The following is a 26,167-nucleotide window of genomic DNA, read 5'->3' as shown; positions in this document are numbered from 1 at the left end:
AGGCTAACCCCAAAAGATGAGGCTCCGATCCCGGAGCCTTATTCTTTAGTAAAAATCACATTTTTTATATGTACTTTTAATGGCTATAGTTTATTTAAGTAGATGATGGGGAATTTAAGCCATGGAATATATACAACAAAAATTTGATGTCAGCTTTTCTTACAACGTATTCTTTAGCAGCCACTTATTTGATTTAGACAATAAATGTTTGTCCTCCTTCTTAGAATCAAATGCTGCCGTTGCCTATACTAAAAAATTGTTGGTTGTGTTGGATGGAGGTGTCGCAAATGCCCATCCTGGCCTTTCTGAGAAGATCAGCACTTACCTGGGCCAGGTAAAAGGCTTTCAGCTGGCGCCGGAAATCATCACTATCAGTGGTGGTGAACAGGTAAAAAATGACCTTCCCTTGCTCTTCAGCCTGGTAGATGCTATTGATAAGTATAAGATCGACAGGCATTCCTATGTGATAGGCGTCGGCGGCGGATCGCTGCTCGACCTTGTTGGCTTTGTTGCCGCAATTTCGCACAGGGGCGTGAAACATATCAGGATACCCACCACCGTATTATCGCAAAACGATTCAGGTGTAGGGGTGAAAAATGGAGTGAATTATAAAGGAAAGAAAAACTTCCTCGGTTCTTTTGCTCCTCCTGCAGCCGTATTTAATGACGCTCATTTCCTGACCACGTTGGACGACCGCGACTGGCGTTCAGGAATGGCGGAAGCAGTAAAAGTTTCCCTGATCAAAGATGCTGAATTCTTCAACTGGATCGCTTCTACCGCAAGCGCTATCACAGCCGGCGACAGGGAGGCGATGCAGGAACAGATCATACGTTGCGCCGCCTTGCATATACAACATATCGGCGGAGCAGGAGATCCCTTTGAAAGCGGATCATCCCGCCCGCTGGACTTCGGGCACTGGAGCGCACATAAGTTAGAACAACTAACCGATTTCTCTCTGCGCCATGGAGAAGCAGTAGCGATTGGCATTGCAACCGACACCGTATACTCGTACCTGTTAGGCTGGTTGCCGGAACCCGATATGCTGAAGGTGCTGAAAGTGCTGAAAGATATGAAGCTCCCGGTATGGCATCCGCTGATGGAAAAGCAGAACGGAGTGCCGTCGCCGGTGGTAGCAGGACTGGAAGAGTTCCGGGAACACCTCGGCGGACAACTAACCATTTCCCTGCTTCGTGCTATAGGTAAAGGAGAAGAAGTTCATCACATGGATCTGGACCTGCTTTATAAAGCAGTTGAGATCTGTAAAAACAATCAATAAATGAAAACAGCAGTCGGATCACTCTCTTATTGTACAAATATCCATCCCGGTGAAAAATGGGGGGATCATTTTGAACAACTGAAGAAATACATTCCAGCTGTTAAACAGCAAGTGTCGCCGGATCAGTCTTTCGGCATAGGACTAAGGTTGGCAAATGCCGCCAGCCTGGAATTAAGCAAGGAAGAGAATTTAACCGCGTTTAAACAATGGTTGAAAGAAACAGATACTTATGTATTTACCATGAACGGTTTCCCGTATGGTGGATTTCATGATACGATTGTAAAAGGAAATGTTCATGCACCCGATTGGACCAGCGCCGATCGCGTATCCTATACCATTCGCCTGTTCAGGATCCTGGCAGCGCTGCTGCCTGAAGGAATGGAAGGCAGTATCTCTACCAACCCGCTTTCCTATAAATTCTGGTGCAACCGTTGCGCGGAAGAAACCAACGCGTTCGTTGAAAGCGCTACCCTGAATATGTTGCTGGTGGTAGAACAGTTGGTGCGCATCCATAAAAGCGGGGGCCCAATCATGCACCTGGATATTGAACCGGAACCGGATGGCATGATGGAGAATACTGATGAATTCCTGGACTGGTATTTTAATTCCCTGCTGCCGCTGGGCATACCTTTTATTGCAGATAAATTCCAGGTTTCTGAAACGGAAGCCGCTTCGCTGATCAAGCAACATATACAGTTGTGCTACGACGTTTGCCATTATGCGCTGGTATATGAATCGCCGAAAGATGTTTTGGAGAGAATGGAGCAACATGGCATTCGGATAGGAAAGCTCCAGATCAGCGCTGCGCTGAAGGCAAACCTGCCTGCGCAACCTGCCGGAAGGAAAGAAGTGATAGATGCCTTCAGGAAGTTTAACGAGCCGGTTTACCTGCACCAGGTGATAGCCCGGAAAAACGACGGAACCTTCATTCATTATCCTGATCTGCCGGAAGCGCTGGAAGATGCAGACAACCCGGCGGTGACCGAATGGCGCTCGCATTTCCATGTTCCTGTATTCCTGGAAGATTTCGGGGTGCTGCATTCTACCCAGGAAGATATCCGGCAGGTGCTGGCATTGCAAAAAGAACGGCCGTTTACCCAACATATGGAAGTTGAAACCTATACCTGGGATGTTTTGCCTCCTGCCTACAAACAGGAAATGGGCAGCTCAATTTCCAGAGAATTAAATTGGATTAAGAGTCAACTATAGCCCAATTTGCTAACTTTGGTTTCCCAGCCGGAATTTTAGCTCGGCGTTTGAATCTATGAGAAAAACAGTAGTAATAGACGTAGTAGGGCTATCCAAATCACTATTGGATCATCTGCCCTTTATCAAGGAGTATACGGAGAAATGGCATTTGGCTACAGTAAACCCGATGTTGCCTGCCGTAACCACCGCAGTACAAAGTACTTATCTCACCGGCCAATGGCCGAGCGAGCATGGTATTGTCGGCAACGGGTGGTTCGACAGAACGGATGCAGAAGTGAAGTTCTGGAAACAGTCTAACCGCCTGGTAGACGCTCCCAAGATCTGGGACAAGGCCAGGAAGCTGGATCCTACCTTTACCTGTTCCCAGATGTGTTGGTGGTATAACATGTATGCAAATGTGGACTATTCCCTTACTCCCCGTCCTAACTACCTGGCCGACGGCCGTAAACTGCCGGATTGTTATACTACTCCCACTTCCTTACGCGACCTCCTGACAGAAAAACTGGGTAAATTCCCGCTTTTCAATTACTGGGGGCCAACTGCCAGCATCAAATCCAGCCGCTGGATCGCTGAAGCCACTATCATCACAGACAAGCTATATAACCCGACCCTCACTTTTGTATACCTCCCGCACCTGGATTACTGCCTGCAAAAATTCGGACAAGACCCGGTGAAGAATGCAAAAGAGCTGAAGGAGATCGACGACCTGATGAAATACCTCGTTGGCTACTACCAGGAGCAACAGGTTAATCCTATTGTTTTGTCGGAATATGGTATTACCAACGTGAATCACCCGATCCATATAAACCGCGTATTAAGGGAAGCGGGATTGATTACCCTGCGCGTGGAAAACGGCCTGGAATTGCTGGATGCAGCTGCCTCCAAGGCATTTGCGGTATCCGATCACCAGTTGGCGCATATCTACGTTAATGATCCGTCCTGCTATAAGCAGGTGCGTACCTTGCTGGAAAACACGCCGGGTATTGAGCTGGTACTGGACAGGGAAGGAAAACGTCAGCACAATCTCCATCACCCCAGAAGCGGGGAACTGGTAGCCGTTGCCGATGCCAACAGCTGGTTTACCTACTACTATTGGCTGGACGACGCCAAAGCGCCGGATTTTGCAAGGGGAGTGGAAATATTTAAGAAGCCGGGTTACGACCCTGTGGAAATGTTCCTGAACCCTGCCGACCCATTTGTAAAACTGAAAGCTGGTTTTGCGCTGGTGAAAAAGAAACTGGGTTTCCGTTATGCAATGAACGTGATTCCATTGGATGCTACGCTGATCAAAGGGTCGCACGGCCGTTTAGAGGCCAACCCTGATTTCCATCCGCTGATCGTGAGCCCGCGTCCTGTTACTGCAGGGGCTATCCAGGCAACGGATGTATATTCAGTGATCTGGGATAACCTGACGGGCGAGTAGGTCCATTCTGAAAATAGATTTTGCAGACTGCATAAGTGAAAAAGCATTTTAGTAAAACTGCGTGTACTCATCTCAAACAGTTTTACTAAAATGCTTTTTTGTGATAGTAAGATTATCGTGTTTTGCAATCAGATCAGGCATTATTTGCCTTCAGGCCTGCGGCCATTGTATCAAAATACCTGCATGTAGCCCACAGGTTCCGGTTCCCGATCACATAAAAGCGTTTTTTCGCTCTTGTAAGCGCAACATTAAGCATATTCGGGTTGCGTGCAACCCAGTTTCTTGCCCCCTGCGAATGGGGATTCCCGCCTAAAACAAGGGATACAACATCTGCTTCCTTACCCTGGAACCGGTGAATGGTGCCACAGGAAATGCCGCTTTTATACCGATACTCCGATACACATACATTAGCAACTGATTTGAAAGGAGAGATTACGAAAATTTCGCCATTAAAGCCCGTAGCCCGCAATGCATTGATCTTTTCATCCAAAAGCGCCAGTTCCTCTGTCAATACATGTTTGTTAATTGGAGGCTCATTGGAAACGATATGAAACCAGGTGGAATTGCCAATATAACCATCCTGCAGGTTGTCTTTCGTTGCTTTAACCATTTGCCCGGAATAGGCGATCCTGTTAGCTATATCAAACATCGGGTTATCACAGCGCCTGTGTGTACGTAACGGAAAACCTGTCCATATTTTTTGGTCCGCATCACCGGTTAACATGTAGGTGCCTTGTTTGGAAACCCTGTCGGCCAGTATCTGAACAGAGCTGCCGCAAGGCGACCATACCTGCTCTACTCCTTCCTGTTGCCGGAGTTTGTATACCAGTGCGGAGGGAATCGTTACTACAGGCTCAATTTGAAGCGGGTCGCCAACAACGATGCATCTTTTGCATCGCCAGATTATGCCGGCTGCTGATTGAGGAGTTGCCTGCCCGGCCTCGTCCAGCAGCAACCATCCAATGCTTTCCTGCCGCATTGAGGCAAATAACCGGCTAACCGACGCAAGGGTCGTGGAAATAACCGGTATGCAGAGAAATAACGTGCTCCATAACGTTTCCGCAATGGCCTGATCCACTTTGGCCCGGCCTTCTGTCATCTCGAAAAAGAGATTGAGGTTATTTCTTACTTTTTTGGCGTTTGACAGTATGTAATACTGATGTAATTCCAGGCTTTTCAGGAAAATATTGCTTCGCAGCCTGTTTATTGTTTCGGAAGAACAAGGTGTTCTAAGCTGGATGTTTTCGAGAGGGGCCGTATAAAACTCTTCATCAACAATGTTGGAGTGACTTATACCGTAGTTTTCAGACAATTCCTTTTTGAGTTCAAGATATTGTTCAATGGCTTTATAGACCGTTATCAATTTGCTTTCCAGGCCGGATATCCTGGTCTGATTGCCCGAAACTTCAGAACGAATGGAATTGAGCTGCTTGGTTAGCATCATCTTTTTATTGATATGCTCCTGCAACACCCTCATATTCTGGTCATAGCCGGTTCGCCATCCCTTGTATTGCCCGGTATTTAAAAGCTTATGGAAAAAGAAGAAGGCGGGTTTCTGTTCTTTTATAAGGTCCAGCAGCTTCCTGGTAAGCTGAATCAGTTCATCTGTTTCTTTCAATTGGCTATTGCAACGGCTTTCTTCGCCGGAAAGCTTTACGACATTATCCTGGAGCACGCGGAGTTCATCCTCATATTCGTTTTTCAACTTCCTGTTATGCTGGAAAACAGGATACTGGTTATGAAAATAGCTGGCTGTTTGTTTGAATGCATTGAAATCATTTATCAACTCTTCCAGTTCATCCCGTACGGTTTCAAATTTTTGCTGGTATATATAGGTTTGATCATGGTCCGGGGATTTATAGACCGACCAAAGCAGGTCCTGGAACCCTGGCATCTCATTTTCTACGTCGCTCAGCCAGAACTTCCATTTGAAATTGGCCCTGTTCTGGGCATTGGCAAGAGGCGCGCTTAAAGTGCCCCAGCTTTCGCCGTCGATCAGCCGTTGTGCATAATCTGCAAAATAGTTGGCGTCTTTGAATTCTGTGGCGTCTATTTTATCGGTTGACGGCAATGCTTTGGTGATGTTTTCAACTGCTGCGTTATTGTTGCTGGCCACTACAATACCACTGTCAGCCAATGCGTCGGAGATGACTTCGTAATATCCGCTGAAACTGTCTTCCCTTTCAATTTTTGTATACCTGCCAAACAGATTATCGGGGCTGATCTGCATTAGCTTTTGAGCCCTTGCAACCACCACTTCAGCAATGATGTCCAATAGCAAGGTAGTTTTACCGGTACCGGGCGGGCCGTTGATCCCCCTGATGCCAGCGCTGTTTTTCAGGTCTGTAAGGGTTGTATTGACAGCCCCTGCCTGGGCGGTATAAAGGCCATGCTGAATTTTTGCAGGCCATCTTCCCATGGGCATCAGAGCCGGATCGATGCTTCTGCACAAATGCACTCTGTCTGCTATCATATCTTCGCGCGGCAACTGGTCTACAGTTAAGCTTAGATAGCTGTTCAGCGCTGTACCGTAATGTTTCCTGTCAATGTTGATGAGTGTATTCAGGTCATTCAGGTAAAAACTGTTGAGAAAGCTGGTATCAGGTTCGGCGTCTTTGGGCACCTCTTTGGCGACGACATAAATTTCAATGGGCGTCTTATTCCAGTCTTTTGTTATTTTTTCCAGGTATTTTATTTCCTCCTTCAGGTACTGCGGGATAACCGGTGGTCCTTTTCTTTCTGATTCTTCATCGATAACCGCGGGAATATTGTAACGCAATTCAAAGTCAGATTGCGCCTCATCGAGCTTTTGGGGTACTTTAGATATGGAGACATTCGACTCCAGGCAGTTTATGCCAAATATAAAAGCAGCGGGAATATAGCTTTTGCTGTTGGGTTGTCCGTTCTGATCCAGTATAATGGCGGACAGACAGGTATCTCCGGTTACCGGTTCTTCCCAATCGCTTGGCGGGTCTTCAACATCCAGCAATCTTTCAATGGTGTCGATAACGTCTTTCTTTGCTATCCTGCCGAAAAGTAATGTATAGCGCCATACATTGGCCCGGGGGTTCTTGAGGGGCTTGTTGGTTTGCCATGGAAAAGAGGCGGCGGTCAACAAAGAACAATCGTTATTGAAATCGGGCAGGTTGAATACTTCAACATCCCGCCAAAAATTCAAGATATGCTGTTGTTTCAATAGTTATAGTTTTCGTAAGGCATAGAATAGATACCGAATATAGTAAAATTATTTGTCGATGAACCTGGTACCGGGATTCAAATGAAGTGGTTTGTTCGTTTATCCGGTTCAAAAAAACTTTCCCTCTTTACAGGCAAAAACTTTGCTTCTTTAACCGCAATTTATACTTTTACGCAATCGATTGCTAAAATTACCACTTCAAACCAAAAGCACTAACAACTTATTACGTTATGAAAAGAAGAGATTTCATAAAAACCGGGACCATGGCGGGTATTGGCGCCGGTATCACCTTCCTTAACTTTCCTGTTTTCGGGAAAAATGCCCCCAGCAATAAACTGGTACTGGGGGTTATGGGCGTGAACTCAAGAGGCAACTGGCTGGCCCAATGCGCGGCAAAACTACCGGGAGCTGAAATCGGCTACATCTGTGATGTGGAAGACGGCGCGATCGCCAACGGCCTGAAAGCGGTTGCCAAAGCGCAGGACCGTAAACCTACCGTGATCAAAGATATCCGGAAACTGCTGGAGCAAAAGGATTTCGACGCTTTGCTGGTAGCGGCGCCGGACCATTGGCATGCACCGGCTGCAATCATGGCCACAGCGGCAGGCAAACATGTGTATGTCGAAAAACCTTGTGCGCATAATCCGCAGGAAGGCGAATGGCTGGTAGCCGCAGCTAAAAAGTATAATAAAATGGTGCAGATGGGCAACCAGCGCCGTTCCTGGCCCAACCTGCAACAGGCGGTGAAAGAAGTGAAAGAAGATAAAGTGCTGGGCAAAGTTTACTATGGCCGCGGATGGTATGTAAACGACCGCCAACCTATCGGGATCGGGAAAAAGATCCCGGTGCCGGCAACGCTCGACTGGAACCTCTGGCAGGGCCCCGCGCCGCGTAAAGACTATCTCGACAACATCGTGCATTACAACTGGCACTGGAGATGGAACTGGGGCACTTCTGAAACCTGCAACAATGCTACGCACGAACTGGATTGCATCCGCTGGTTCCTGGATGTAGAGTTCCCAACCAAAGTAACTTCCGCAGGCGGACGTTATGCCTACCCGAAAGATGATTGGGAAACCCCCGACACCCAAACGCTGAACTTCGAGTTCGAAGGCGGCAAAGCTGTTGCCTGGGAAGGCCGCAGCTGCAGCCCTTATACTCTTGAGGGCAGTGGTCGCGGATTTGCCATATTCGGAGAGAATGGCACCCTGTACAACAATGGCGGCGATGCTTATAAGATCGTGGACAAAAAGGGTAAGGTGATAAAGGACGTAAAACAGGCAGCTAACCCTAACCAGAGTGTAACCAACACCGTTAGCCCGGCGGGCGAGTTCTATGATGCTATCCACATCAATAACTTCCTGGAAAGCATTCGCGGCAACGCTACCCTGAACTCCGAGATCAACATCGGTTATCGCAGCACCCTGTTATGTTTGCTGGGCAACATTGCACAACGTACCGGAAGGGTATTGCATACTGATCCAAGCAACGGGCATATCCTGCACGACAAGGAAGCCATGAAATTATGGCAAAGAGAATATGAAAAAGGTTGGACTCCCAAAGTTTAATTCTTATATTTGTTGCCATAGCCAGGATAGCTTGACTATGGCAACAAATTTCCAGAAAAGGCTTTACCCTATTAGTTTATAGACTTAAAATAAATATAATAAGTTGTTATCTCCCATAACTTTTAGTTATCCGTTTTATTTGTTTGTGGAATACTGATCCCCTAATTTTGGCCTACCTGTAATTTTTAAACCAACCATAACCCACGTAGGGCTGATTCTCGGAGGAACGATTGAATGGAACTTCTACAACCTGAATACCTGTCAGTGATCCTGATAGGCTTAGTTGTTGGCTATTTGTCCGGCCTGTTAGGCAAGGGCGGCAGCGCCATCAGCACACCTGCTTTGCAGATATTTGCCGGCATTAATCCCTTCTTTGCGCTGGCATCTCCTTTACCCGCTTCTATCAGCAGTACATTATCCGCAGCTGTAGTTTACAGCAAAGAAAAGTTGTTCAATAAGAAAGTAATATTGCTGGGAGCTTTGTTCGGGGTACCTGCCACCATTGCCGGCTCTTATTTAAGCAGCTATTTGCCCGGAAAAACGCTGATGATATTCACTGCATTGTTTATTGTAGGTATAGGCTGTTCTTTGTTATATGCTTTCCTGAAGAAGAAAGCGCCGGAAGAGGAGCGTTTGGAAGAGACGGAGATAGCGGCGGCGCCGCTTATTTCAGCCACTATATTTATTGGCTTGCTGGCCGGCCTCCTGGCCAATGCAGGGGGTATCCTGTTCAGTTCGTTTTTTATAAGAAAACTAAAAATGCCTATCAAACAGGCATTGGCATGTGCAGTAGTATTATCTGCCATTTTATCGGTACCGGGCGCTATTACCCATTGGTGCCTGGGGCATATCGATTGGAATATTGCTTTATTGCTTTCCCTTACAGCGTTCCCTGCTTCCTACCTGGGTGCAAAAACGGCAGTGAAGATGAAAACACCGGCACTTGAAAAACTATTTGCGGGCACCCTGGTTATATTCGGCATTTACGACCTGTTCTTTACCCTGCTTAAATAACAGCTCAGGCATGTACGCGGCTGTTCAGTATCTTTTCCTGCTCAAAAGGAGGTAAAGTGTTCACAGTTATTTCGTACGCTTTCTGTAATAGTTGGTGCAGCTGGTTTTCCGGCAGGGTATCGTCTTGCTTTACCTGTACCCAGTGGTACCTGGCCAGGTGAGGAGCGGGTACAATGTCGGGCTGGGAGATCAGTTGATGAAATTTATCCTGCGCGCATTTAAATGAAATCCTGTGCGGAGGGTTCATGGACAGCATGCAAAAAAGTTTTTCTCCAACATAAAAACGGAGTTCATCATCCCATTTCCGTTCTGTGCTCACGGATGGGAGGTTACGGCAAAAATCCAGGGTATGATCAAACATAAAGCAGGTTTTAAAGAATAATATAATGATTGTTTTTTCAAACAATTGTGTCCATGTCTCGCTTGTCCGCCTCCATGCATAACAGGAAACAGACGTGGTTAACTTTAGTAAGCCGTAAATAGTGAATGAAACTGCCTTATAAAATTATGAAATAAAATGCAATACTTTATGTTAAAATGGAAATGCGTTTTATAAGATTTCCGGACAAGCGCATCTGTTGCAATAAAACATCGCTGTCTTAATGAAAATTTAATCCTGCGATTGCCCGGAAACCCGGAATATCAGGGTTTTAGTGCTGCGTAGCGGCCCAGCGCGCCATCTTGGTTTCCAGGATAGACAACGGCACGCAACCATCTTTCAGCAATTCGTCGTGGAACGACGACAATTTAAACGCATTCCCCAGTTCCTTCGTGTATTTATTTCTTAATTCATGGATCTTCAGCTCTCCCAGCTTGTAAGACAGGGCCTGGCCTGGAATGGCCATATAACGCTCTATCTCCGCGGTCGCTTCCTGCAATGACACCGGCTCATTGTCCATCATGTACCTGATAGCCTGCTCCCTTGTCCAGCCTTTGGTATGCAAACCAACGTCCACTACTAAACGAATAGCTCTGTGTATCTCATCCGTTAAATGACCGAAATAGCTGTAAGGGTCTGTATATAACCCCAGCTCTTTACCCAGGCTCTCGCAATACAGCGCATATCCTTCACCGTAGGCCCCGATCCAGGTGAACCGCCTGAACCTGGGAAGGGAGTCGTTTTCCTGCTGCAGGCTGCACTGGAAGTGGTGTCCTGGTATGGCTTCATGCAGGAATAAACATTCCATGCCGGTATAAGAGAAAGTTTTAGGGTCCAGGATAGGTACATAGAAGACTCCTGGCCTGGTGCCGTCCGCACTTCCCTGGATATATTCCGCCGATGCAGAGGCTGCCCTGTAGGCTTCGGTCTGGCGGATTTCAAAAGGCGTTCTTGGCAGGCGGCCGTACATTTTCCTTACCTGCGGCATAATTTTGTCTTCGATGGCCTTGAACGAATCAAGGATGGCCGCCGGTGTATTGAATATCCTCAGCTTTTTATCAGTACGCATCAGTTCAAAGAAGGCCGGCAGGCCGCCTTTAAACCCGGTGCTGTTCTTTGTCGCTTCCATTTCTTCCCGGATCCTTGCCACTTCTTTCTCTCCCAATGCAAATATTTCCTCAGGTGTTTTTTGGGTAGTGGTCCAGGATTTTATCAGGAAGGCATAATAGGCCTTGCCGTCTGGCAAGCTGTCGATCCCGCTGCTGTTGCGTGCCGCCGGGAGGTACGTTTGCTGCATGAATTGCTGCAGTTTGGCGAACGACGGCAATATAAACCGCTCGATAGCGGCGGTATACTCCTCTTTCAGCGCCTGTTTTGCCGCGCTATCCAGGGAAGTAGGCAGCATTTTCAGCGGTCCGTAGAAGATGTTGTTGGCCGTGTCTTTCTTTGCCAGGGCGCTTAACTGCGGGATGGTTTTTACAACCAGGCTTTTGGGCAATACATAACCGGTGGCAATACCACGCTGCATATTGGCAATGGCGGTATCTGTCCATACGGCAAAGAGCTCCATACGTTTCATGAAGTGCTGGTAATCTTCACGGGTTTTAAACGGCTGCGCCGAGGTGCCGGAGCCATATTGGGCCAGCGACAGCGGCAGGCAGGTGAACTGCTGCACAGGCATCAGGTTATCATGAAAAGTTAAGCCTTCGCGGTTGATGCTTAATTCTCGTTCCAGCATATCGTAGGTGATGCGGTCGTTCGGAGAAAGCGCGGAAGTATCGATGCCTTTAAGCGCCGCCTGGAAACCGGCATAAACGGAGTCGCACCTTTTCCTGTATGAATCGCTGATATCAACAGGCAGCTGGTCATTGTACTGGTTTTCCCCGTTCTGGGTAGCTTGCATGGGGTTCAGGGCCATACTGGCATCATAATATTTCTGGGCCAGGTGGTGCAAAGAGTCCTGCATGGCGGCTGCAGAACTTTTGGAGGCAGGCTGGTTACAGGCGGCGACTAACAGGGCGCTACCCAGCAATAGCCCGGAAACGACGTTTTTTACCATCATTTTAGAAGGGTTTAGATTGTTGTTATCTGTTTCATAAGCGACTTATTCCTGTACTAAAATAAAAAAAGCACTCCGAAGAATCGGAATGCTTATTTAGAACAGTGAACAATGAAAAAAAAGATTAAAAAATATCTTATTTAAGTGTTTTTATGCGAATGCTTTTGAAAGATACTTCATTTCCGTGGTCCTGCAAGAGGATATGTCCCTCAGGCCACAAGCCAAAGTTCTTCCAGTTTTTGTACTTGCTGATGGCTACCAGGTCTTTAAATTCCTGGGATCCTCTCTCATATTCAAGCACTTTAAAACCATTTAACCAATGTTCAACGTGGTTATTTGGATACACAATAATACGACCTTTGTTCCATTCTCCAATAGGGTTGATGGCACGTTTTTCTTGTTTTCTTGTCATAAGATCGTAAAGGCTTGCTAATGTGCGGTTTCCGTTACGCCCCAATTTCGCATCCGGGTGCTTTTCATCGTCCAAAACCTGGTACTCCAACCCAATGGCCGATTTGCCATTTGTTTCGTATCCTTCTGTCACAAAATATTTCACGCCACTATTGGCTCCCGGGGTCAATTTGAACATAAATTCCAGCTCAAAGGCGCTGTATTGCTTCTCTGTAATGATATCGCCGCCGCTTCCTTCTTCATCGCCGGTAGAATGTTCAATTGTCAGTACCCCATCATGGATGGTCCAGCCTTTGTCAGGGAAACTTTTCTTGTATACCCCTCTCCAGCCTTTGCTGGTTTTTCCATCCCACAATAATTCATAGCCATTTTTCTTTTGCTGGCCGGAAACGGTATTGTCAACATTGTTAACAACATAGATATTGTCGTACGGCGAATACTGCGAAGGTTTTGGATTATTAATGATCCTGATATTCCTCCAGTAAATATTCTTGTTATTGTCGCCGGTGGCTTTGCCTATACCATGTACCTGCAATGCAATAAAACCTTTTGGCAGGGCGGTATCTACCAGGTGCGCAGTTGGTACGCCATTCACCCAGGTACGGATCTCGTTGCCCCGGCATTCGATCCGGTATTTATTCCAGTCATCTTTCTTAAAAGCATTCTGGCCGGCGGGATTCAGCTCCATCGGGTATTGCCATCCTCTTCTTCCTTCTTCATAAATACCTCCGCTCCATTTACGGTCAGAGGGATCTATTTCCATCTGGTAACCGAATACACGGCCATTCTGGTAGTCGGGCCGGCTTTGGCTCCGGAACTGGATGCCTGAATTAAAAGGGGCTCCCAGTTTGAATTCCAGTTCAAGGATAAAATCTCCATACTCTTTTTCAGTGGCCAGAAATGAATTAGGCGTATTCAATACGGTGGTCCCAACTATTTCGCCGTTTTCAACGTGGTATTTTGCTTCTCCTCCCAGCTGTTTCCAACCTTTCAGGTCTTTACCATTAAAAAGTTGCTGCCACTGGGCTTTTTGAGCAACAACAGCTCCGTACATGCATAGCAGGGAGCCGCATAAAAGGATTGTTTTCTTCATAACAAAAAGGGAATAAGACGACCAAAGTAATCAATGAATTTGATTTTAGCAACCGATTGCATAAAATTAAATTTATTTAACACTCTGCCTGTTTCAAATTTTTCAAAAAATCTTAACATCTAACTGGCAGCAGGCACTGGTATTCTAAAAATACTCTTCTTATCTTCATAAGGATCAAAAATTTTAACCCATGGCTCAAAAGAAAATTTTATTACTGACAGGAGATTTCGCGGAGGATTACGAAACAATGGTTCCATTCCAGATGTTACTGATGATCGGGCACGAAGTACATGCCGTTTGCCCGGATAAAGCGGCGGGCGACAAGATAAAAACAGCGATCCACGACTTCGAAGGCGACCAGACCTATAGCGAGAAGCCCGGTCATGGTTTTGTGCTCAATGCCACGTTCAACGACCTGAAGGCGGAAGACTATGATGCGCTGGTAATTGCCGGCGGCAGGGCGCCTGAATACCTTCGGCTGAACAAACACGTGATCGACCTGGTAAAACATTTCTTTTCGGCAGATAAACCGGTAGCTGCGGTATGTCATGGTATCCAGATCCTTACGGCGGCGGATGTGGTTAGGGGCAAAAAGCTGACCTGCTATCCTGCGGTTGCACCGGAAGTTACGGCTGCCGGCGGCACCTATGTAAATGTGAATGTTACAGAAGCGGTAACCGACGGGAAACTGGTAACAGCGCCAGCATGGCCGGCCCACCCGCAGTGGATCGCAGCTTTCCTGAAAGTGATCGGTACTACCATTTCATTATAATAATTTAGTATTATTAAAGATTTGATTAGCAGCACGTAAAAGAAAGTTGAAATTATCTCTTTGCGGATTTACCAAATTAAATGAGCATTGCTTACCTTTGCAGCCAAATTCAGGGGTTTACTCCTGTTTTTGGTTCAATAATCCGTAATTAGTAATTGATTTTCATTATATGTCCGGACAGCTTAAAGAAGTTCGTAACCGAATCAAATCTATTCAATCTGGTCAGCAGATTACCAAAGCCATGAAAATGGTGAGCGCGGCGAAATTAAGGCGCGCCCAGGATGCTATCATGCTGATGCGTCCTTACGCGGTGAAGTTGCAGGAGATGCTTCAGAATATTGTTTCCAACAGCGAAGGCAATATCGATACTCCATTGGCAGCTCAACGCCAGGTTGAAAAAGTGCTGGTTGTGGTAATTACTTCCGACAGAGGTCTTTGCGGCGCATTCAATTCTAACCTTATTAAAACTGCCAAACGCCTGATCCGTGAAAAGTACCAGGAGCAGTTTGAAAAAGGAAATGTGGAGATCCTCCCTATCGGTAAAAAAGGATATGAGCATTTCCTGCAAAACGGTTATAAAGTAAATGACAAGTTCTGGCACCTGTTTTCTAGCCTGACTTTTGATAATGTGAAAGAAGCGGCAGCTGTAGCATTAAACGGGTTTATCGACGGCACCTACGACGCAGTGGATATCGTTTACAGCGAATTCAAAAATGCAGCCACCCAGGTATTCGTAACAGAACAGTTCTTACCAATCGCGAAAGTAGAAAGCACAGATAAAAGCGGTCTGAAAGCCGATTATATCTTCGAACCGGAAAAAGACACGCTGATCGCGGAACTGATGCCAAAAATCCTGAATACACAGTTCTTTAAAGCAATGTTAGACTCTAACGCTTCTGAACATGGCGCCCGTATGACCGCTATGGATAAAGCTACCGAGAATGCGAGCGAACTGCTCAGAAACCTGAAGATCTCCTATAACCGTGCACGTCAGGCAGCCATTACTACCGAGCTGACAGAGATCGTAAGCGGTGCGGCAGCATTGGCAGGTTGATAAGCTGGTGTGAGGACTTTTTACTACTAAGTCAACAACTGAATATATTTTTCAGATTAGGGTCAAAGACTTATTTTAGTCTTTGACCTTTTTTGTAAATCTACCTTTTCTGTTATAGTATGGAAATATCACAGATCATCCCGCATGTGGAAGCATTAATTTTTGCGGCCGACAGGCCCTTGCCTTTGCAGGAAATCGTAGATCTGCTCAACAATGCACTGGCATTCCTGGAAGACCGCACTAACCCGGATCAGGTAGAAACTGCGCTAGAAGCCATCAAGGAAAAATACAGTTCCGAATTCTATGCATTCGAGATCCGCCAAAGCGGCGGCGGTTACCAGTTCCTTACAAAAAAGGAATATTACCAGACCGTTGCCCAGCTCAATGGGGATAAATTCCTCAAACGCCTTTCCACAGCCGCCCTGGAAACCCTGGCCATCATCGCCTACAGGCAGCCTATTTCCAAAGCTGAAATCGAATATATCCGCGGTGTAAGTACCGATTACTCTATCCAGAAACTCCTGGAAAAAGAACTGATCGTTATCACCGGCCGAAGCGAAGATCAACCGGGCAAACCCTTATTGTACGCCGTTTCCCGGGCATTTATGGATTATTTCGGCATCGCTTCCGTGGCTGATCTGCCTAAACTGAAAGAACTCTTCGATGAAGAAGTGGTACAGCCTACCCTGATGAACGATGAGTCTGAAAACTCAAATGGCAGTTATCCACATCCGCAGGATAATTCACACCATTCGCTGATGGTATCGGAAGACGGGGAACTCCTCGACCCCGATCATCAACTGGACCAGTTGTCGGAAGAACAGGAAGTGCTGGCTTCCGAAGATGAAGAAGTGGAGCCGGATGATGTGATCGTACCATTCGATGAAATTATCGAAGAAGTCAATGAAGAGCTTTCTGAAGAAGGGCCCTCTGCAGATGCTGAAAATACAGCCTCGCCCGACGATACATCAGATCCTGAAGGTGATGAAGATCCTGATGATATAGTAGAAGATGAGATCTCCGCTCCGCAGGAAGATGATGAAGCAGAGGAGGAAGAAAATGAAGAAGATAATGATGTAGAAGGGGAGGAAGAGGATGATGAGGATGAAGAAGAGGAAGAGGATGATGAGGAGGATGAAGATGAAGATGAAGAAGAAGATGATGATGATGAGGAGGAGGAGGAAGATGATGATAATGACGAAGATGAAGGGGATGATGAGGAGGAGGAAGAAGAAGATGAAGAAGATGAAGAAGATGATGATGAGGAGGGTGATGATGTGGATGATGATGAGAAAGAAGATGACGAGGACAGTGATAACGACGATGACAAAGAAACTAAATAAACTAACACTGACCTGCCATGAAACAATTCCTATTCACCTGTGTCCTGGTTGCTTTTGCAGCCTTCGCATCCGGGCAATCAGCCAATGATTTCCAGAAGCTCGAATGGCTTGTTGGTAAATGGATAAAGGTAAATACGAAACCTGGCAGGTCAGGGTTTGAAAGGTGGGAATCAACAAACCCCGGCTCGATGAAAGGACTGGGACTTACCCTGAATGGAAGCGATACTGTTTTTATAGAAAGACTGCAACTACTGGCCAGGGATAACGCCATTTACTATGTGGCCGATGTTGGCGAGAATAAAACCCTCACCTATTTTAAACTAACTTCTATCAGCAACAACGGCTTTACCTGCGAAGACCCCAACCACGATTTCCCCAGGAAGATCGTTTATGAACTGGCAGGAAAGAAACTAAAAGTAACAACCTCGGGCAACGGCAAGTCAACCGATTTTTTCTTTGAAAAAGAATAGCGTTAATTCCCCTTCCCGGCGATCCAATAAAACAAAGGCCGGCACCATTTTTTGATCCAATACAACAATTTCTCTTCCCGCGCTATCAACACTATCTTTTTTCGTTTATTCATTGCCTTTAGTATCTGCGCAGCGCAGTATTCTACAGGCAGTCTTTTTTCCTGGTTGGGATCGGGCTGGCCATAGGCGCGTCCGTCGGCGGTGATAGCCGAATAACTGATAGGAGTGGCGATCCGGCCTGGACAAACAATTGTAGTGTACAATCCTGGGATGGGTTGTTCTGTCTGCAATGTTTCGAAATAACCCTGTAAGGCATGCTTGGCGGCATTATAGCCCGAACGCCAGGGATATCCCATGAGCCCGGCCATACTGCTTAAAACAACTATCTGCCCGCTTTGCTGGATCTGAAACTGCGGCAGCAATGCCCTGGTGAACATAACCGCCCCGAAGAAATTCACTTCCATCAATTGCCGTATGGCGGCAATGGAAGTTTCTATCAATTTGGAACGTTGGGTAACGCCTGCACTGCTGATGAACACATCGATCCGTCCGAACAGCGCAATGGCGGCTGCAGCTGCTTTATTCACCTGCTCTTCGTTGGTGACATCGGCCTGTATTACTTCACAGGAAGAGGTATGTTGCAGGCAGGCCAACTGAACTGCCTGCAGGGCGTCGATGTTCCTGGCCACAAGTATCAGCCTGGCCTGTTGCCTGGCCAGTAATAGCGCTAACTCCCTGCCTATGCCGGAACTTCCGCCGGTGATCAGTACAACCTGGTGTTTATACATGGCGATAAATATAAAAAAACAAAGCAACATGGGTTGCCCGCATGTTGCTTTGCCAAAGTGATCAGACCGTTGATCAGGATTTCAACGGTACTATTTTAATGTTTTTCCATCTTACTTTAATACCGCCGCCAGAGTGAATTTGCAAGGCGATCTGGCCAGTGCCGGCGCCAATCTTTTCATCTTTCAGCGTGATCATTTCATGGCCATTTAACCAGGTTGTTACCTGGTCGCCATCTACCCTGATCTTCATGGTATTCCATTCGCCCATTTTCAGGTATTGTTCTTTCTCTTTGTCGGGCTGAATAAGCCATCCGCGGCCATAAGACTCGTAGATGCCGCCTGTGTGCATGCCCGGAGGCGCTACCTCTGCCTGCCAGCCGGCTACTTTCGTACCTTCAATGGAAGAGTGAAAGAATACCCCGCTGTTGCCATCCGCTTCCTGTTTGAATTGCAGGGTGAGTTCAAAGTTTTTGAATTGTTTATCGGTTCCTAAATAACCATATTCTTTATCCGGACCGCTTTCGCAGATCAGTTCTCCCTTTTCCACATACCATTTCTCTGTGCCGTAAATTTTCCAGCCATCAAGATTTTTTCCATTGAACAAGGATTGCGCTTTTTGGGCAAACACGTTACTGGTTCCCAGCAGGATAGCTGCTCCCAGCAGCAATTTGAATACTCTTTTTTTCATAACACTGTCGTAGTTTATTGTTGATGGATACTTGCGTAACAAAAAAGTCCTCCGACCTTTTGGTCAGAGGACTCAATATAATATCAAATTCCTGGATTTTTACATCCAAAAATTATCTTGCAATGTTAACTGCTCTTTTTTCGCGGATCACAGTTACCTTGATCTGACCAGGGTACTGCATTTCAGTTTGGATCTTGTTCGCGATTTCGAAAGATAGGCGATCAGCATCTCCATCGGATACTTTTTCACTTTCCACAATGATACGCAACTCTCTACCGGCCTGGATAGCGTAAGCTTTTTCAACGCCTTCGTGGGCTAGGGCCAGGTTTTCGAGGTCTTTAATTCTTTGCAGGTAGCTTTGCATGATCTCCCTGCGGGCTCCCGGACGTGCGCCGCTGATAGCATCGCAGGCCTGAACAATAGGGGAGATGACGTACTGCATTTCCATTTCGTCGTGGTGCGCGCCGATAGCATTCACTACTGCTGCGTGTTCACCGTATTTTTCAGCCAGTTTAGCGCCTAACAGGGCATGGCTCAGTTCTGTTTCTTCATCCGGTACTTTACCGATATCGTGCAGGAGGCCTGCACGTTTCGCCAGCTTAGGGTTCAGCCCCAGTTCTGCAGCCATTACAGCGCAGAGGTTAGCGGTTTCTTTAGAGTGCATCAGGAGGTTCTGGCCATAGGAAGAGCGGAAACGCATTTTACCTACTAACCTGATCAGTTCTTTATGCAAGCCATGGATACCCAGCTCAATTACAGTTCTTTCGCCTATATCCATTACCTGTTCTTCCAGTTGTTTCTTGGTCTTTTCTACTACTTCCTCGATACGGGCAGGGTGAATACGGCCATCCTGCACCAGTCGTTGCAGGGATAAGCGGGCAATTTCACGACGTAACGGGTCGAAGGAAGATAATACGATCGCTTCAGGGGTGTCATCTACGATCAGGTCTACACCGGTAGCCGCTTCAATAGCGCGGATGTTACGACCTTCACGGCCAATGATCTGGCCTTTGATCTCATCACTTTCCAGGGTAAATACAGTGATGGTGTTTTCGATGGTCTGTTCGGCAGCGGTACGCTGGATAGACTGTATGATAATTTTCTTAGCTTCTTTGTTAGCTTTCAGCTTAGCGTCTTCGATGATTTCCTGGATATGTGAAAGCGCTTTGGAACGGGCTTCCTCTTTCAGGCTTTCCACCAGCTGGTGCTTGGCTTCTTCGGCAGTTAAACCGGCTACTTTTTCGAGGCGACGGATATGCTCTTCCTGGTGTTTTTCCAGTTCTCCGCGTTTGATGGTCACTAATTCCATCTGGCGGTTGAGAGTTTCTTTAATGGCTTCGTTTTCGTTGATTTGCTTCTGTAACTGCTCGTTTTTCTGATTAAGGGATTGTTCTTTCTGCTTAATGCGATTTTCAGACTCACTTAATTTCTGGTTACGCTGCAGTACTTCTTTTTCATATTCACTTTTTAACTGCAGGTATTTTTCTTTCGCTTCCAGCAACCTGTCTTTTTTCAGGTTTTCTGCACTTACCTGTGCATCCGCAACAATTTTCTTAGCCTGCTGCTCCGCTTCATCTATTTTATGCTGAGTGCTTTTGGCGAAGATCACCTTACCTAACAAAATCCCAATGATCAATGCCAATATTGCAGCTATTGTCGTTATTAGAGTACCATCCATATTAATTTAATTAATCTTGATTTATGTAGTATCCTCATACCCAATCTGCTGCTAATACGCAACAGGGGCGAGAACTGACCCGCGAAAATACAAAAAAATAGCAGTTAAAGCGTCTTTGATACGTGATAATTAGCCAATTAGCTAATTGGTTGTTAAGCAATGGGTAACGTGAATCAACCCAATGCCTGGTTGATAATTTCTTCCAATTTTTCCAGCTTTTCCTGCAGAAAAGGCGTAGTGCTGGCCTGCGCTTTTCCGCCGCTGGTCACAGGATGGGTGGCATACATGATCAGGGCCATAGCAATATAGTCCTGCAGGTCTTTCCCTGCATAAGAAGTCTTAAAATCAACAATTTTTTCATTCACTTCTTTCATAATACGACGTACTTCCTCTTCTTCTTCCGGTTTTATCTTGATCCGGTAAGAACGATCAGAAACGACAATATTAACTGGAATAAGTGTGTCCATTTTGCCAGATTTTATTAACCATTCAGTAGGGCGATGCAGCGGTCAATCTCTTTAATATACTCATTGATCTTGCCCCTTACTTCCTTCCTGAAGGCCTCATCTTCTGTATTAACATTTTGGCTACCCTGGGTAGAAGCTGCGATCTTCATTAAATGCAGCTTTTCTTCCAATTGCTCTATCGACTGTTGTTGCTGTTGTAGTGCCTGTTGCTGTATTGTTATTTCTTCCCTGAGCAACACATTCTCGCTTTGCACCTGCTGTAATTTTTTGACCAGCAAATGCAATTTATCTTCAATGCGTTGAATGTATTGCTCAAGTGCCATTTTATGAAATTACGGATTACAACCGACGTTTTTAACTAATGAATTGTAAATTACTGAATTATACGCTTCAGCAGCACTTTCAGTTCATTATTTACGGATTTCCGCCTGTAACTGCGTCTCAAATGCTTTGATGAGCTTCTCCATTACAGCATCTATCTCCTTGTCTGTCAGTGTTTTCTGTGGATCAAGGAACGTAAAGCTCACGGCATATGATTTCTTGTTGGCCCCCAGTTTTTCGCTTTCAAACACATCGAAGAGGTTTATTCCCTGTAAAAGCGGCGATTTCACCCCGCGAACTGCTGCTTCTACCGCTGCAAAGTTCACCTGTTTGTCCAATACCAGGGCCAGGTCGCGACGCACGGCCGGGAACCGCGGTATTTCCTTATAGAAGCTATCGGTTTTCTTCAGCAACTGCAGGAGCTTATCCCAGTCGAACACGGCAAACCAAACCGGCTGCTTGATATCGAACTGTTTAAGTTTGGCAGGTTTTACCCCACCCAATTTCACCACTGGCTGGTTCTTTACTTTGATCTCCCAGCCCGGCTGCAGGCCTGCGTCTTCACTTTCTGTCCAGGTAAGCTGCTGGTAGCCCAGCTGCCGGAGTATATTGATCACATATCCTTTCAGGAAGTAGAAATCCACGTTGCTGGATTTATGGATCCAGGTTTCGTCTGTTTTCGTACCTGTCAGGTATAAGGCCAGGTGATTAAATTCGCCGTATCCCTTTTCCAGCGCTGCATATGTTTTACCGAATTCGAAGAACAGGAGGTTCTCGTTCTTGCGGTTCAGGTTATGCGCAATACTTTCCAGGCCTGTTTCCAGCATAGACGGGCGCATGATGTCCAGTTCCACTGTCAGGCTGTTCATCATTTTCACCGTATGGGCCAGCACCTCTTCAGGATAGTATTTGCTGTTGGTGATAGAGTTAGTGAATATTTCGTTGAACCCGTTGGAAGCCAGGTAGTCGGCTATCTTTTCTTTCACCTGTTCCGGGTCCGGTTGTGCGGACAGGGCAGGAGAAATAGTGATCTTGGAAGGGATCTCGATGTTGTCCAGTCCATCTATCCGCATTACTTCTTCCACGATATCTGCCGGCAGGCTGATATCAGGCTTGCTGAACGGAACAGCAACTTCCAGTCCTTCCGCGTTGGCAGAAAGGATCTCGAATCCCAGGCTGGAAAGGATATTTTTGATCTTTTCGTCGCTATAGTTCCCTCCGCTCAGTTTACGTATATAGTTATAGGTTACCGAAACATGGGTTTTAGGCTTTACAACCGGGTAAACGTCTACGATTTCGGAAGCGATCTTACCGCCGCCGAGCTGGCAGATAAGGTCTGCCGCCCTTTGGAGGGCGAAAAGCACGTTGGAGATATCCACACCTTTTTCGAAGCGGGTAGCCGCATCTGTACGCAGTCCATGACGGAAAGAGGTGGTACGGATACCGCCGGCGCTGAAGAAGGCGCTTTCCAGGAAGATCTGTTGGGTAGTATCGGTTACGCCTGAATGAAGACCGCCGAATACTCCGGCAATACACATTCCTTCGCCGGCGCCGTTGCAGATCATCAGGTCGCTGGCGTCCAGCTTGCGTTCTTTGCCATCCAGGGTTGTGAATAAAGTATCCTGTGGCAGGTTCTTTACCACTACTTCGTTGCCTTTAATGGCTGTTGCATCAAAAGCATGCAGCGGTTGACCTGTTTCGTGCAGGATGAAGTTGGTGATGTCTACGATATTATTGATCGGGCGAACGCCGATAGCGGTCAGTTTGTTTTTCAGCCAGTCGGGCGACGGGGCTACTTTAACGCCGGTGATGCTTACGCCGGTATAACGCGGGCAGGCATCGGTATTTTCGATCTTTACGCTGACAGGGAGCTGGGTACCCGCTTTAGGTAAAGCGTTGATGGCCGGCAGCTGTACCTGGTATTTGCCGGTATTTTCCAGGTTGTTCAGGAATGCGCAAACGTCCCTGGCTACCCCTATATGGCTCATAGCGTCCATCCGGTTAGGGGTCAGGCCAATTTCGAAGATGTGATCCTGTGCGGGTTTAAATACTTCGCTGGCAGGGGTTCCGGGTTGCAGGGAAGGGTCCAGTACCATGATCCCCGCATGACTGCTGCCCAGGCCTATCTCATCTTCTGCGCAGATCATTCCCTGGCTTTCTTCGCCCCGGATCTTGGCCTTTTTCATGGTCAGCGGTTCCCCTGAAATAGGGTAAATGGTAGTGCCAATGGGGGCTACTACTACTTTTTGTCCTGCTGCTACATTGGGCGCGCCACAAACGATATGTAATGGTTCGCCACTACCAATATTTACGGTGGTAAGTTTCAGTTTGTCGGCATTGGGATGTTTTTCGGCCGTCAGTACTTCGCCGATAACCAGACCGGCCAGGCTGCCTTTTACAGCTTCAAATTTTTCCAGGCTTTCTACTTCCAATCCAATACGGGTTAAAATAGTAGACAGTTCCTCCGGTGTAGGCTTTACCGGTAAATAATCACATAGCCAGTTGTATGAAATCGTCATTTATCTGATCGGTTTATTATAAGTGGCGTAAAGTTAAGAAATATGGGGACTTTTCCCGCAATGGAGGCGGGAATGTTGGAAGAGCGGGGGTTTTAGGGAATGCCCTGGAAAAGACCGGGTTTCGGCCCTGGGATAAGATCATTTTTGCTGTGATTGATATTTCCGAATAGAATGTGGAAAATCTTTTTGCACAATATGTGTGAATAATCGGACCTTCGCATGGGGATTTCCAGTTAATTGGTGGATAACTACTATCTTGTCAGTGGATAACTGACAAATTGCTTGTGTATAACCTGTGCGTAGGGCTTAATAAATTTAGTAGAGAAAGGAAGAAGGTTAATTAAAAAAATGCCTTTACCTTAGTTTTTACGGCTTGAAAAAATTTACAATTCCTTAAAGTAGCGCCACCCTGATGAATGCGGGAAAATGCATATATCAATTGTAAAATCAACTGGAAAGGCCCATTGACAGTAACCTTTTATTAACTTTTTATAACAGTCAAACCATAAATGGATCTCAATCTCAAGAAGGACCGCAACATGCGGAGAAAACCATCCATTGACGTTTCATCCTTGGTGTATGGCAAGATACCACCACAGGCAAAAGAATTGGAAGAAGCCGTTCTGGGAGCTGTGATGCTCGAGAAAGGCGCCTTCGACACCGTTATAGAAATTTTAAAAGCTGAATGCTTCTACGTAGAAGCACACCAAATCATCTTCACCGCAATGACCAAACTGGCAGCCAAGTCCATGCCGGTTGACATCCTCACGGTAACGGAAGAATTACGTTCTATGGGTAGCCTCGAACAGGTAGGCGGCCCCTTTACCGTAATGAAACTGACCAACATGGTCGTTTCCTCCGCCAACATTGAGGCCCATGCGCGTATCATTCTTCAAAAGTTCATCCAGCGCGAACTCATCAGGATATCAGGAGAAATCCTTTCCGAATCCTATGAGGATACCGCCGATGTATTCGACCTGCTCGACAGCGCCGAATCCAAACTGTTTGAGGTAACCAATAACCACCTTCGCAAGAACTATGATTCTATCGACCGGGTATTGGTGAATACCATGAAGAGAATTGAAGATCTCAGGAACAAAGGAGACGATATTACCGGGGTGCCTTCCGGGTTCCCGTCACTCGATAAAGTAACCTATGGATGGCAGCCTACCGACCTGATCATTATCGCGGCCCGTCCTTCCGTAGGTAAAACCGCCTTCGCCCTGAACCTCGCCAGGAATGCAGCCCTGCACCCCCGCTTTCCAAAAGGTGCAGCCGTATTCTCGCTGGAGATGTCTTCAGGCCAGATCGTACAACGTATCCTCTCCGCCGAATCCGAGATCAAACTGGAAAAGATCTCCAGGGGTAAGCTGGAAGAATACGAAATGAAGAAACTGATGACCCACGGTATCGAACGCCTGGCAAAGGCTCCCATCTTTATCGATGATACCCCGGCCCTCAATATCTTCGAATTACGTGCGAAATGCCGACGCCTGGTACACAACCACGGCGTAGGCGTGATCATCATCGACTACCTGCAGCTGATGAGCGGAAGCGGCGACGGCAGAACAAACCGTGAACAGGAGATCAGTAAGATCTCCCGCGACCTGAAAGGACTCGCCAAGGAATTACAGGTACCGGTGATCGCACTGTCGCAGTTGAGCCGTGATGTGGAAAAACGAAAGGATGGCAATAAGATGCCGCAGTTGAGCGACCTTCGTGAATCCGGTGCGATCGAACAGGATGCCGATATGGTAATGTTCCTGTACCGTCCTGAATACTACGAAATTAACACCAACGAAATGGGCGAATCCAACAAAGGTGAAACCCACGTGCGTATAGCCAAACACCGTAATGGTCAGTTAGATACCATCAAGCTGAGAGCCGTATTGGAATATCAACGCTTCGAAGATGATGGTAGCCTGGAAAACCCGGGTGGAGGCAATCCTTTCGCAGGCATTCGCCCTCAGCAAGGCGGCAATGATGAAGCCAAATTGTATATCCAGAAAGGTTCCCGCATGAATGACATGAACTTCGATGAAGGTTTTGAAGATGCTCCCTTTTAGCACCTGAAAGATATTTGCTAAAAGCCGGCATCGATAAGATGCCGGCTTTTTTTATGTGTGCCAGGCATGTGTTATATCTCTAGGGTGCAAGTCCCGAATGCGCTTTGTAGTAGGAAGCATTAGCCAATAGCAAGGGTGTCCACTGTAAAGTGGAATCTGAAGGAAGCTGGCGGCAAACATCCGGGCCGACGAACAGAAACTGTATACAAGGCGGGGTTACAAGGGTGATGTTGCATAAGAAACAAAAACCCGATACTACACAGATTGTAACAACGTAAATGCAGCGGCTACATGGATGGAAAGCGATAACACTTACCCTGGGAGGCCCTGTTTTTTTTACAGGGAGTCAGCCGAGGTCATAGTAGGCAGGGAA

20 protein-coding genes are annotated in these 26,167 nt (G+C 46.7%); 10 read left to right on the top strand and 10 right to left on the bottom strand.

Annotated features, from left to right (window positions below; genetic code table 11):
* The first annotated feature begins 121 nt into the window (after positions 1 to 121).
* Genes BLV62_RS21255 through BLV62_RS21245 form a run of 3 tightly spaced genes read left to right on the top strand, consistent with a single transcriptional unit; the run spans position 122 to position 3,908 of the window.
* Positions 122 to 1,276 (top strand): 3-dehydroquinate synthase, encoded by a 1,155-nt coding sequence (locus BLV62_RS21255; protein WP_089764101.1) that lies wholly within the window; start codon positions 122 to 124, stop codon positions 1,274 to 1,276.
* The gene (eboE, locus tag BLV62_RS21250) at positions 1,277 to 2,485 is read left to right on the top strand and encodes a metabolite traffic protein EboE (protein WP_089764099.1); all 1,209 of its coding nucleotides are present in this window, start codon (positions 1,277 to 1,279) and stop codon (positions 2,483 to 2,485) included.
* A gap of 55 nt (positions 2,486 to 2,540) precedes the next feature.
* On the top strand, positions 2,541 to 3,908 hold the full coding sequence (locus BLV62_RS21245; protein WP_089764097.1) for an alkaline phosphatase family protein: 1,368 nt from the start codon (positions 2,541 to 2,543) through the stop codon (positions 3,906 to 3,908).
* 133 nt (positions 3,909 to 4,041) lie between these two features.
* Here the strand turns inward: BLV62_RS21245 and BLV62_RS21240 are convergent, their stop codons facing one another.
* A complete protein-coding gene (locus BLV62_RS21240) occupies positions 4,042 to 7,086 on the bottom strand; it encodes a DEAD/DEAH box helicase (protein ID WP_211117912.1) in 3,045 nt (1,014 codons plus the stop codon).
* Positions 7,087 to 7,334: 248 nt separating this feature from the next.
* Here BLV62_RS21240 and BLV62_RS21235 point away from each other — a divergent pair, with 248 nt between their 5' ends.
* Positions 7,335 to 8,672 carry a Gfo/Idh/MocA family protein gene (locus BLV62_RS21235; protein WP_089764093.1) on the top strand — a complete coding sequence of 446 codons (1,338 nt, stop codon included), beginning with the start codon at positions 7,335 to 7,337 and terminating at the stop codon, positions 8,670 to 8,672.
* Between the two features lie 234 nt (positions 8,673 to 8,906).
* Complete coding sequence (locus BLV62_RS21230; RefSeq protein WP_089764091.1) at positions 8,907 to 9,686, top strand: sulfite exporter TauE/SafE family protein; 780 nt, start codon at positions 8,907 to 8,909, stop codon at positions 9,684 to 9,686.
* Positions 9,687 to 9,690: 4 nt separating this feature from the next.
* On the opposite strand, the gene BLV62_RS21225 is transcribed toward BLV62_RS21230, so the two are convergent.
* From BLV62_RS21225 to BLV62_RS21215, 3 genes are all read right to left on the bottom strand, one after another.
* Positions 9,691 to 10,047, bottom strand: coding sequence for an MmcQ/YjbR family DNA-binding protein (locus BLV62_RS21225; protein ID WP_089764089.1), 357 nt, complete (start codon positions 10,045 to 10,047; stop codon positions 9,691 to 9,693).
* Between the two features lie 289 nt (positions 10,048 to 10,336).
* On the bottom strand, positions 10,337 to 12,127 hold the full coding sequence (locus tag BLV62_RS21220; RefSeq protein ID WP_225889668.1) for a DUF885 domain-containing protein: 1,791 nt from the start codon (positions 12,125 to 12,127) through the stop codon (positions 10,337 to 10,339).
* A 133-nt stretch (positions 12,128 to 12,260) separates the two neighbouring features.
* The gene (locus BLV62_RS21215) at positions 12,261 to 13,628 is read right to left on the bottom strand and encodes a 3-keto-disaccharide hydrolase (protein ID WP_089764087.1); all 1,368 of its coding nucleotides are present in this window, start codon (positions 13,626 to 13,628) and stop codon (positions 12,261 to 12,263) included.
* 190 nt (positions 13,629 to 13,818) lie between these two features.
* Between BLV62_RS21215 and BLV62_RS21210 the strand changes: the two genes are divergently transcribed.
* From BLV62_RS21210 to BLV62_RS21195, 4 genes are all read left to right on the top strand, one after another.
* Positions 13,819 to 14,400 carry a DJ-1/PfpI family protein gene (locus BLV62_RS21210; protein WP_089764085.1) on the top strand — a complete coding sequence of 194 codons (582 nt, stop codon included), beginning with the start codon at positions 13,819 to 13,821 and terminating at the stop codon, positions 14,398 to 14,400.
* Positions 14,401 to 14,569: 169 nt separating this feature from the next.
* Complete coding sequence (gene atpG / locus BLV62_RS21205) at positions 14,570 to 15,454, top strand: ATP synthase F1 subunit gamma (protein ID WP_089764083.1); 885 nt, start codon at positions 14,570 to 14,572, stop codon at positions 15,452 to 15,454.
* Positions 15,455 to 15,573: 119 nt separating this feature from the next.
* Positions 15,574 to 16,797 carry an SMC-Scp complex subunit ScpB gene (gene scpB / locus BLV62_RS21200; protein WP_089764081.1) on the top strand — a complete coding sequence of 408 codons (1,224 nt, stop codon included), beginning with the start codon at positions 15,574 to 15,576 and terminating at the stop codon, positions 16,795 to 16,797.
* Positions 16,798 to 16,814: 17 nt separating this feature from the next.
* On the top strand, positions 16,815 to 17,267 hold the full coding sequence (locus BLV62_RS21195; protein WP_089764079.1) for a DUF6265 family protein: 453 nt from the start codon (positions 16,815 to 16,817) through the stop codon (positions 17,265 to 17,267).
* Between the two features lie 2 nt (positions 17,268 to 17,269).
* Here BLV62_RS21195 and BLV62_RS21190 read toward each other — a convergent pair whose 3' ends face one another.
* The 6 genes from BLV62_RS21190 to pheT form a co-directional block, all read right to left on the bottom strand.
* Entirely contained in the window at positions 17,270 to 18,055 is a 786-nt protein-coding gene (locus BLV62_RS21190; protein ID WP_168927943.1) for an SDR family oxidoreductase, read from the bottom strand.
* 73 nt (positions 18,056 to 18,128) lie between these two features.
* Positions 18,129 to 18,743, bottom strand: a complete 615-nt coding sequence (locus tag BLV62_RS21185) for a 3-keto-disaccharide hydrolase (protein WP_089764075.1) — start codon at positions 18,741 to 18,743, stop codon at positions 18,129 to 18,131.
* 112 nt (positions 18,744 to 18,855) lie between these two features.
* On the bottom strand, positions 18,856 to 20,421 hold the full coding sequence (rny, locus tag BLV62_RS21180; RefSeq protein ID WP_089764073.1) for a ribonuclease Y: 1,566 nt from the start codon (positions 20,419 to 20,421) through the stop codon (positions 18,856 to 18,858).
* Positions 20,422 to 20,594: 173 nt separating this feature from the next.
* Positions 20,595 to 20,888: a cell division protein ZapA gene (locus tag BLV62_RS21175; RefSeq protein WP_089764071.1), complete on the bottom strand. Its 294-nt coding sequence runs from the start codon at positions 20,886 to 20,888 to the stop codon at positions 20,595 to 20,597.
* A gap of 14 nt (positions 20,889 to 20,902) precedes the next feature.
* Positions 20,903 to 21,211, bottom strand: coding sequence for a hypothetical protein (locus BLV62_RS21170; RefSeq protein ID WP_089764068.1), 309 nt, complete (start codon positions 21,209 to 21,211; stop codon positions 20,903 to 20,905).
* An 87-nt stretch (positions 21,212 to 21,298) separates the two neighbouring features.
* Positions 21,299 to 23,728, bottom strand: coding sequence for a phenylalanine--tRNA ligase subunit beta (gene pheT / locus BLV62_RS21165; protein ID WP_089764067.1), 2,430 nt, complete (start codon positions 23,726 to 23,728; stop codon positions 21,299 to 21,301).
* Positions 23,729 to 24,237: 509 nt separating this feature from the next.
* Here pheT and dnaB point away from each other — a divergent pair.
* Entirely contained in the window at positions 24,238 to 25,794 is a 1,557-nt protein-coding gene (gene dnaB, locus BLV62_RS21160; protein ID WP_089764065.1) for a replicative DNA helicase, read from the top strand.
* Positions 25,795 to 26,167 lie beyond the last annotated feature (373 nt).

It is taken from the genome of Chitinophaga terrae (ex Kim and Jung 2007) (assembly GCF_900107795.1).
Classification (GTDB): Bacteria; Bacteroidota; Bacteroidia; order Chitinophagales; family Chitinophagaceae; genus Chitinophaga; species Chitinophaga terrae.
The sequence above is the reverse complement of the archived record's forward strand: the minus strand, read 5'-3'. Positions and strand labels throughout refer to the sequence as shown.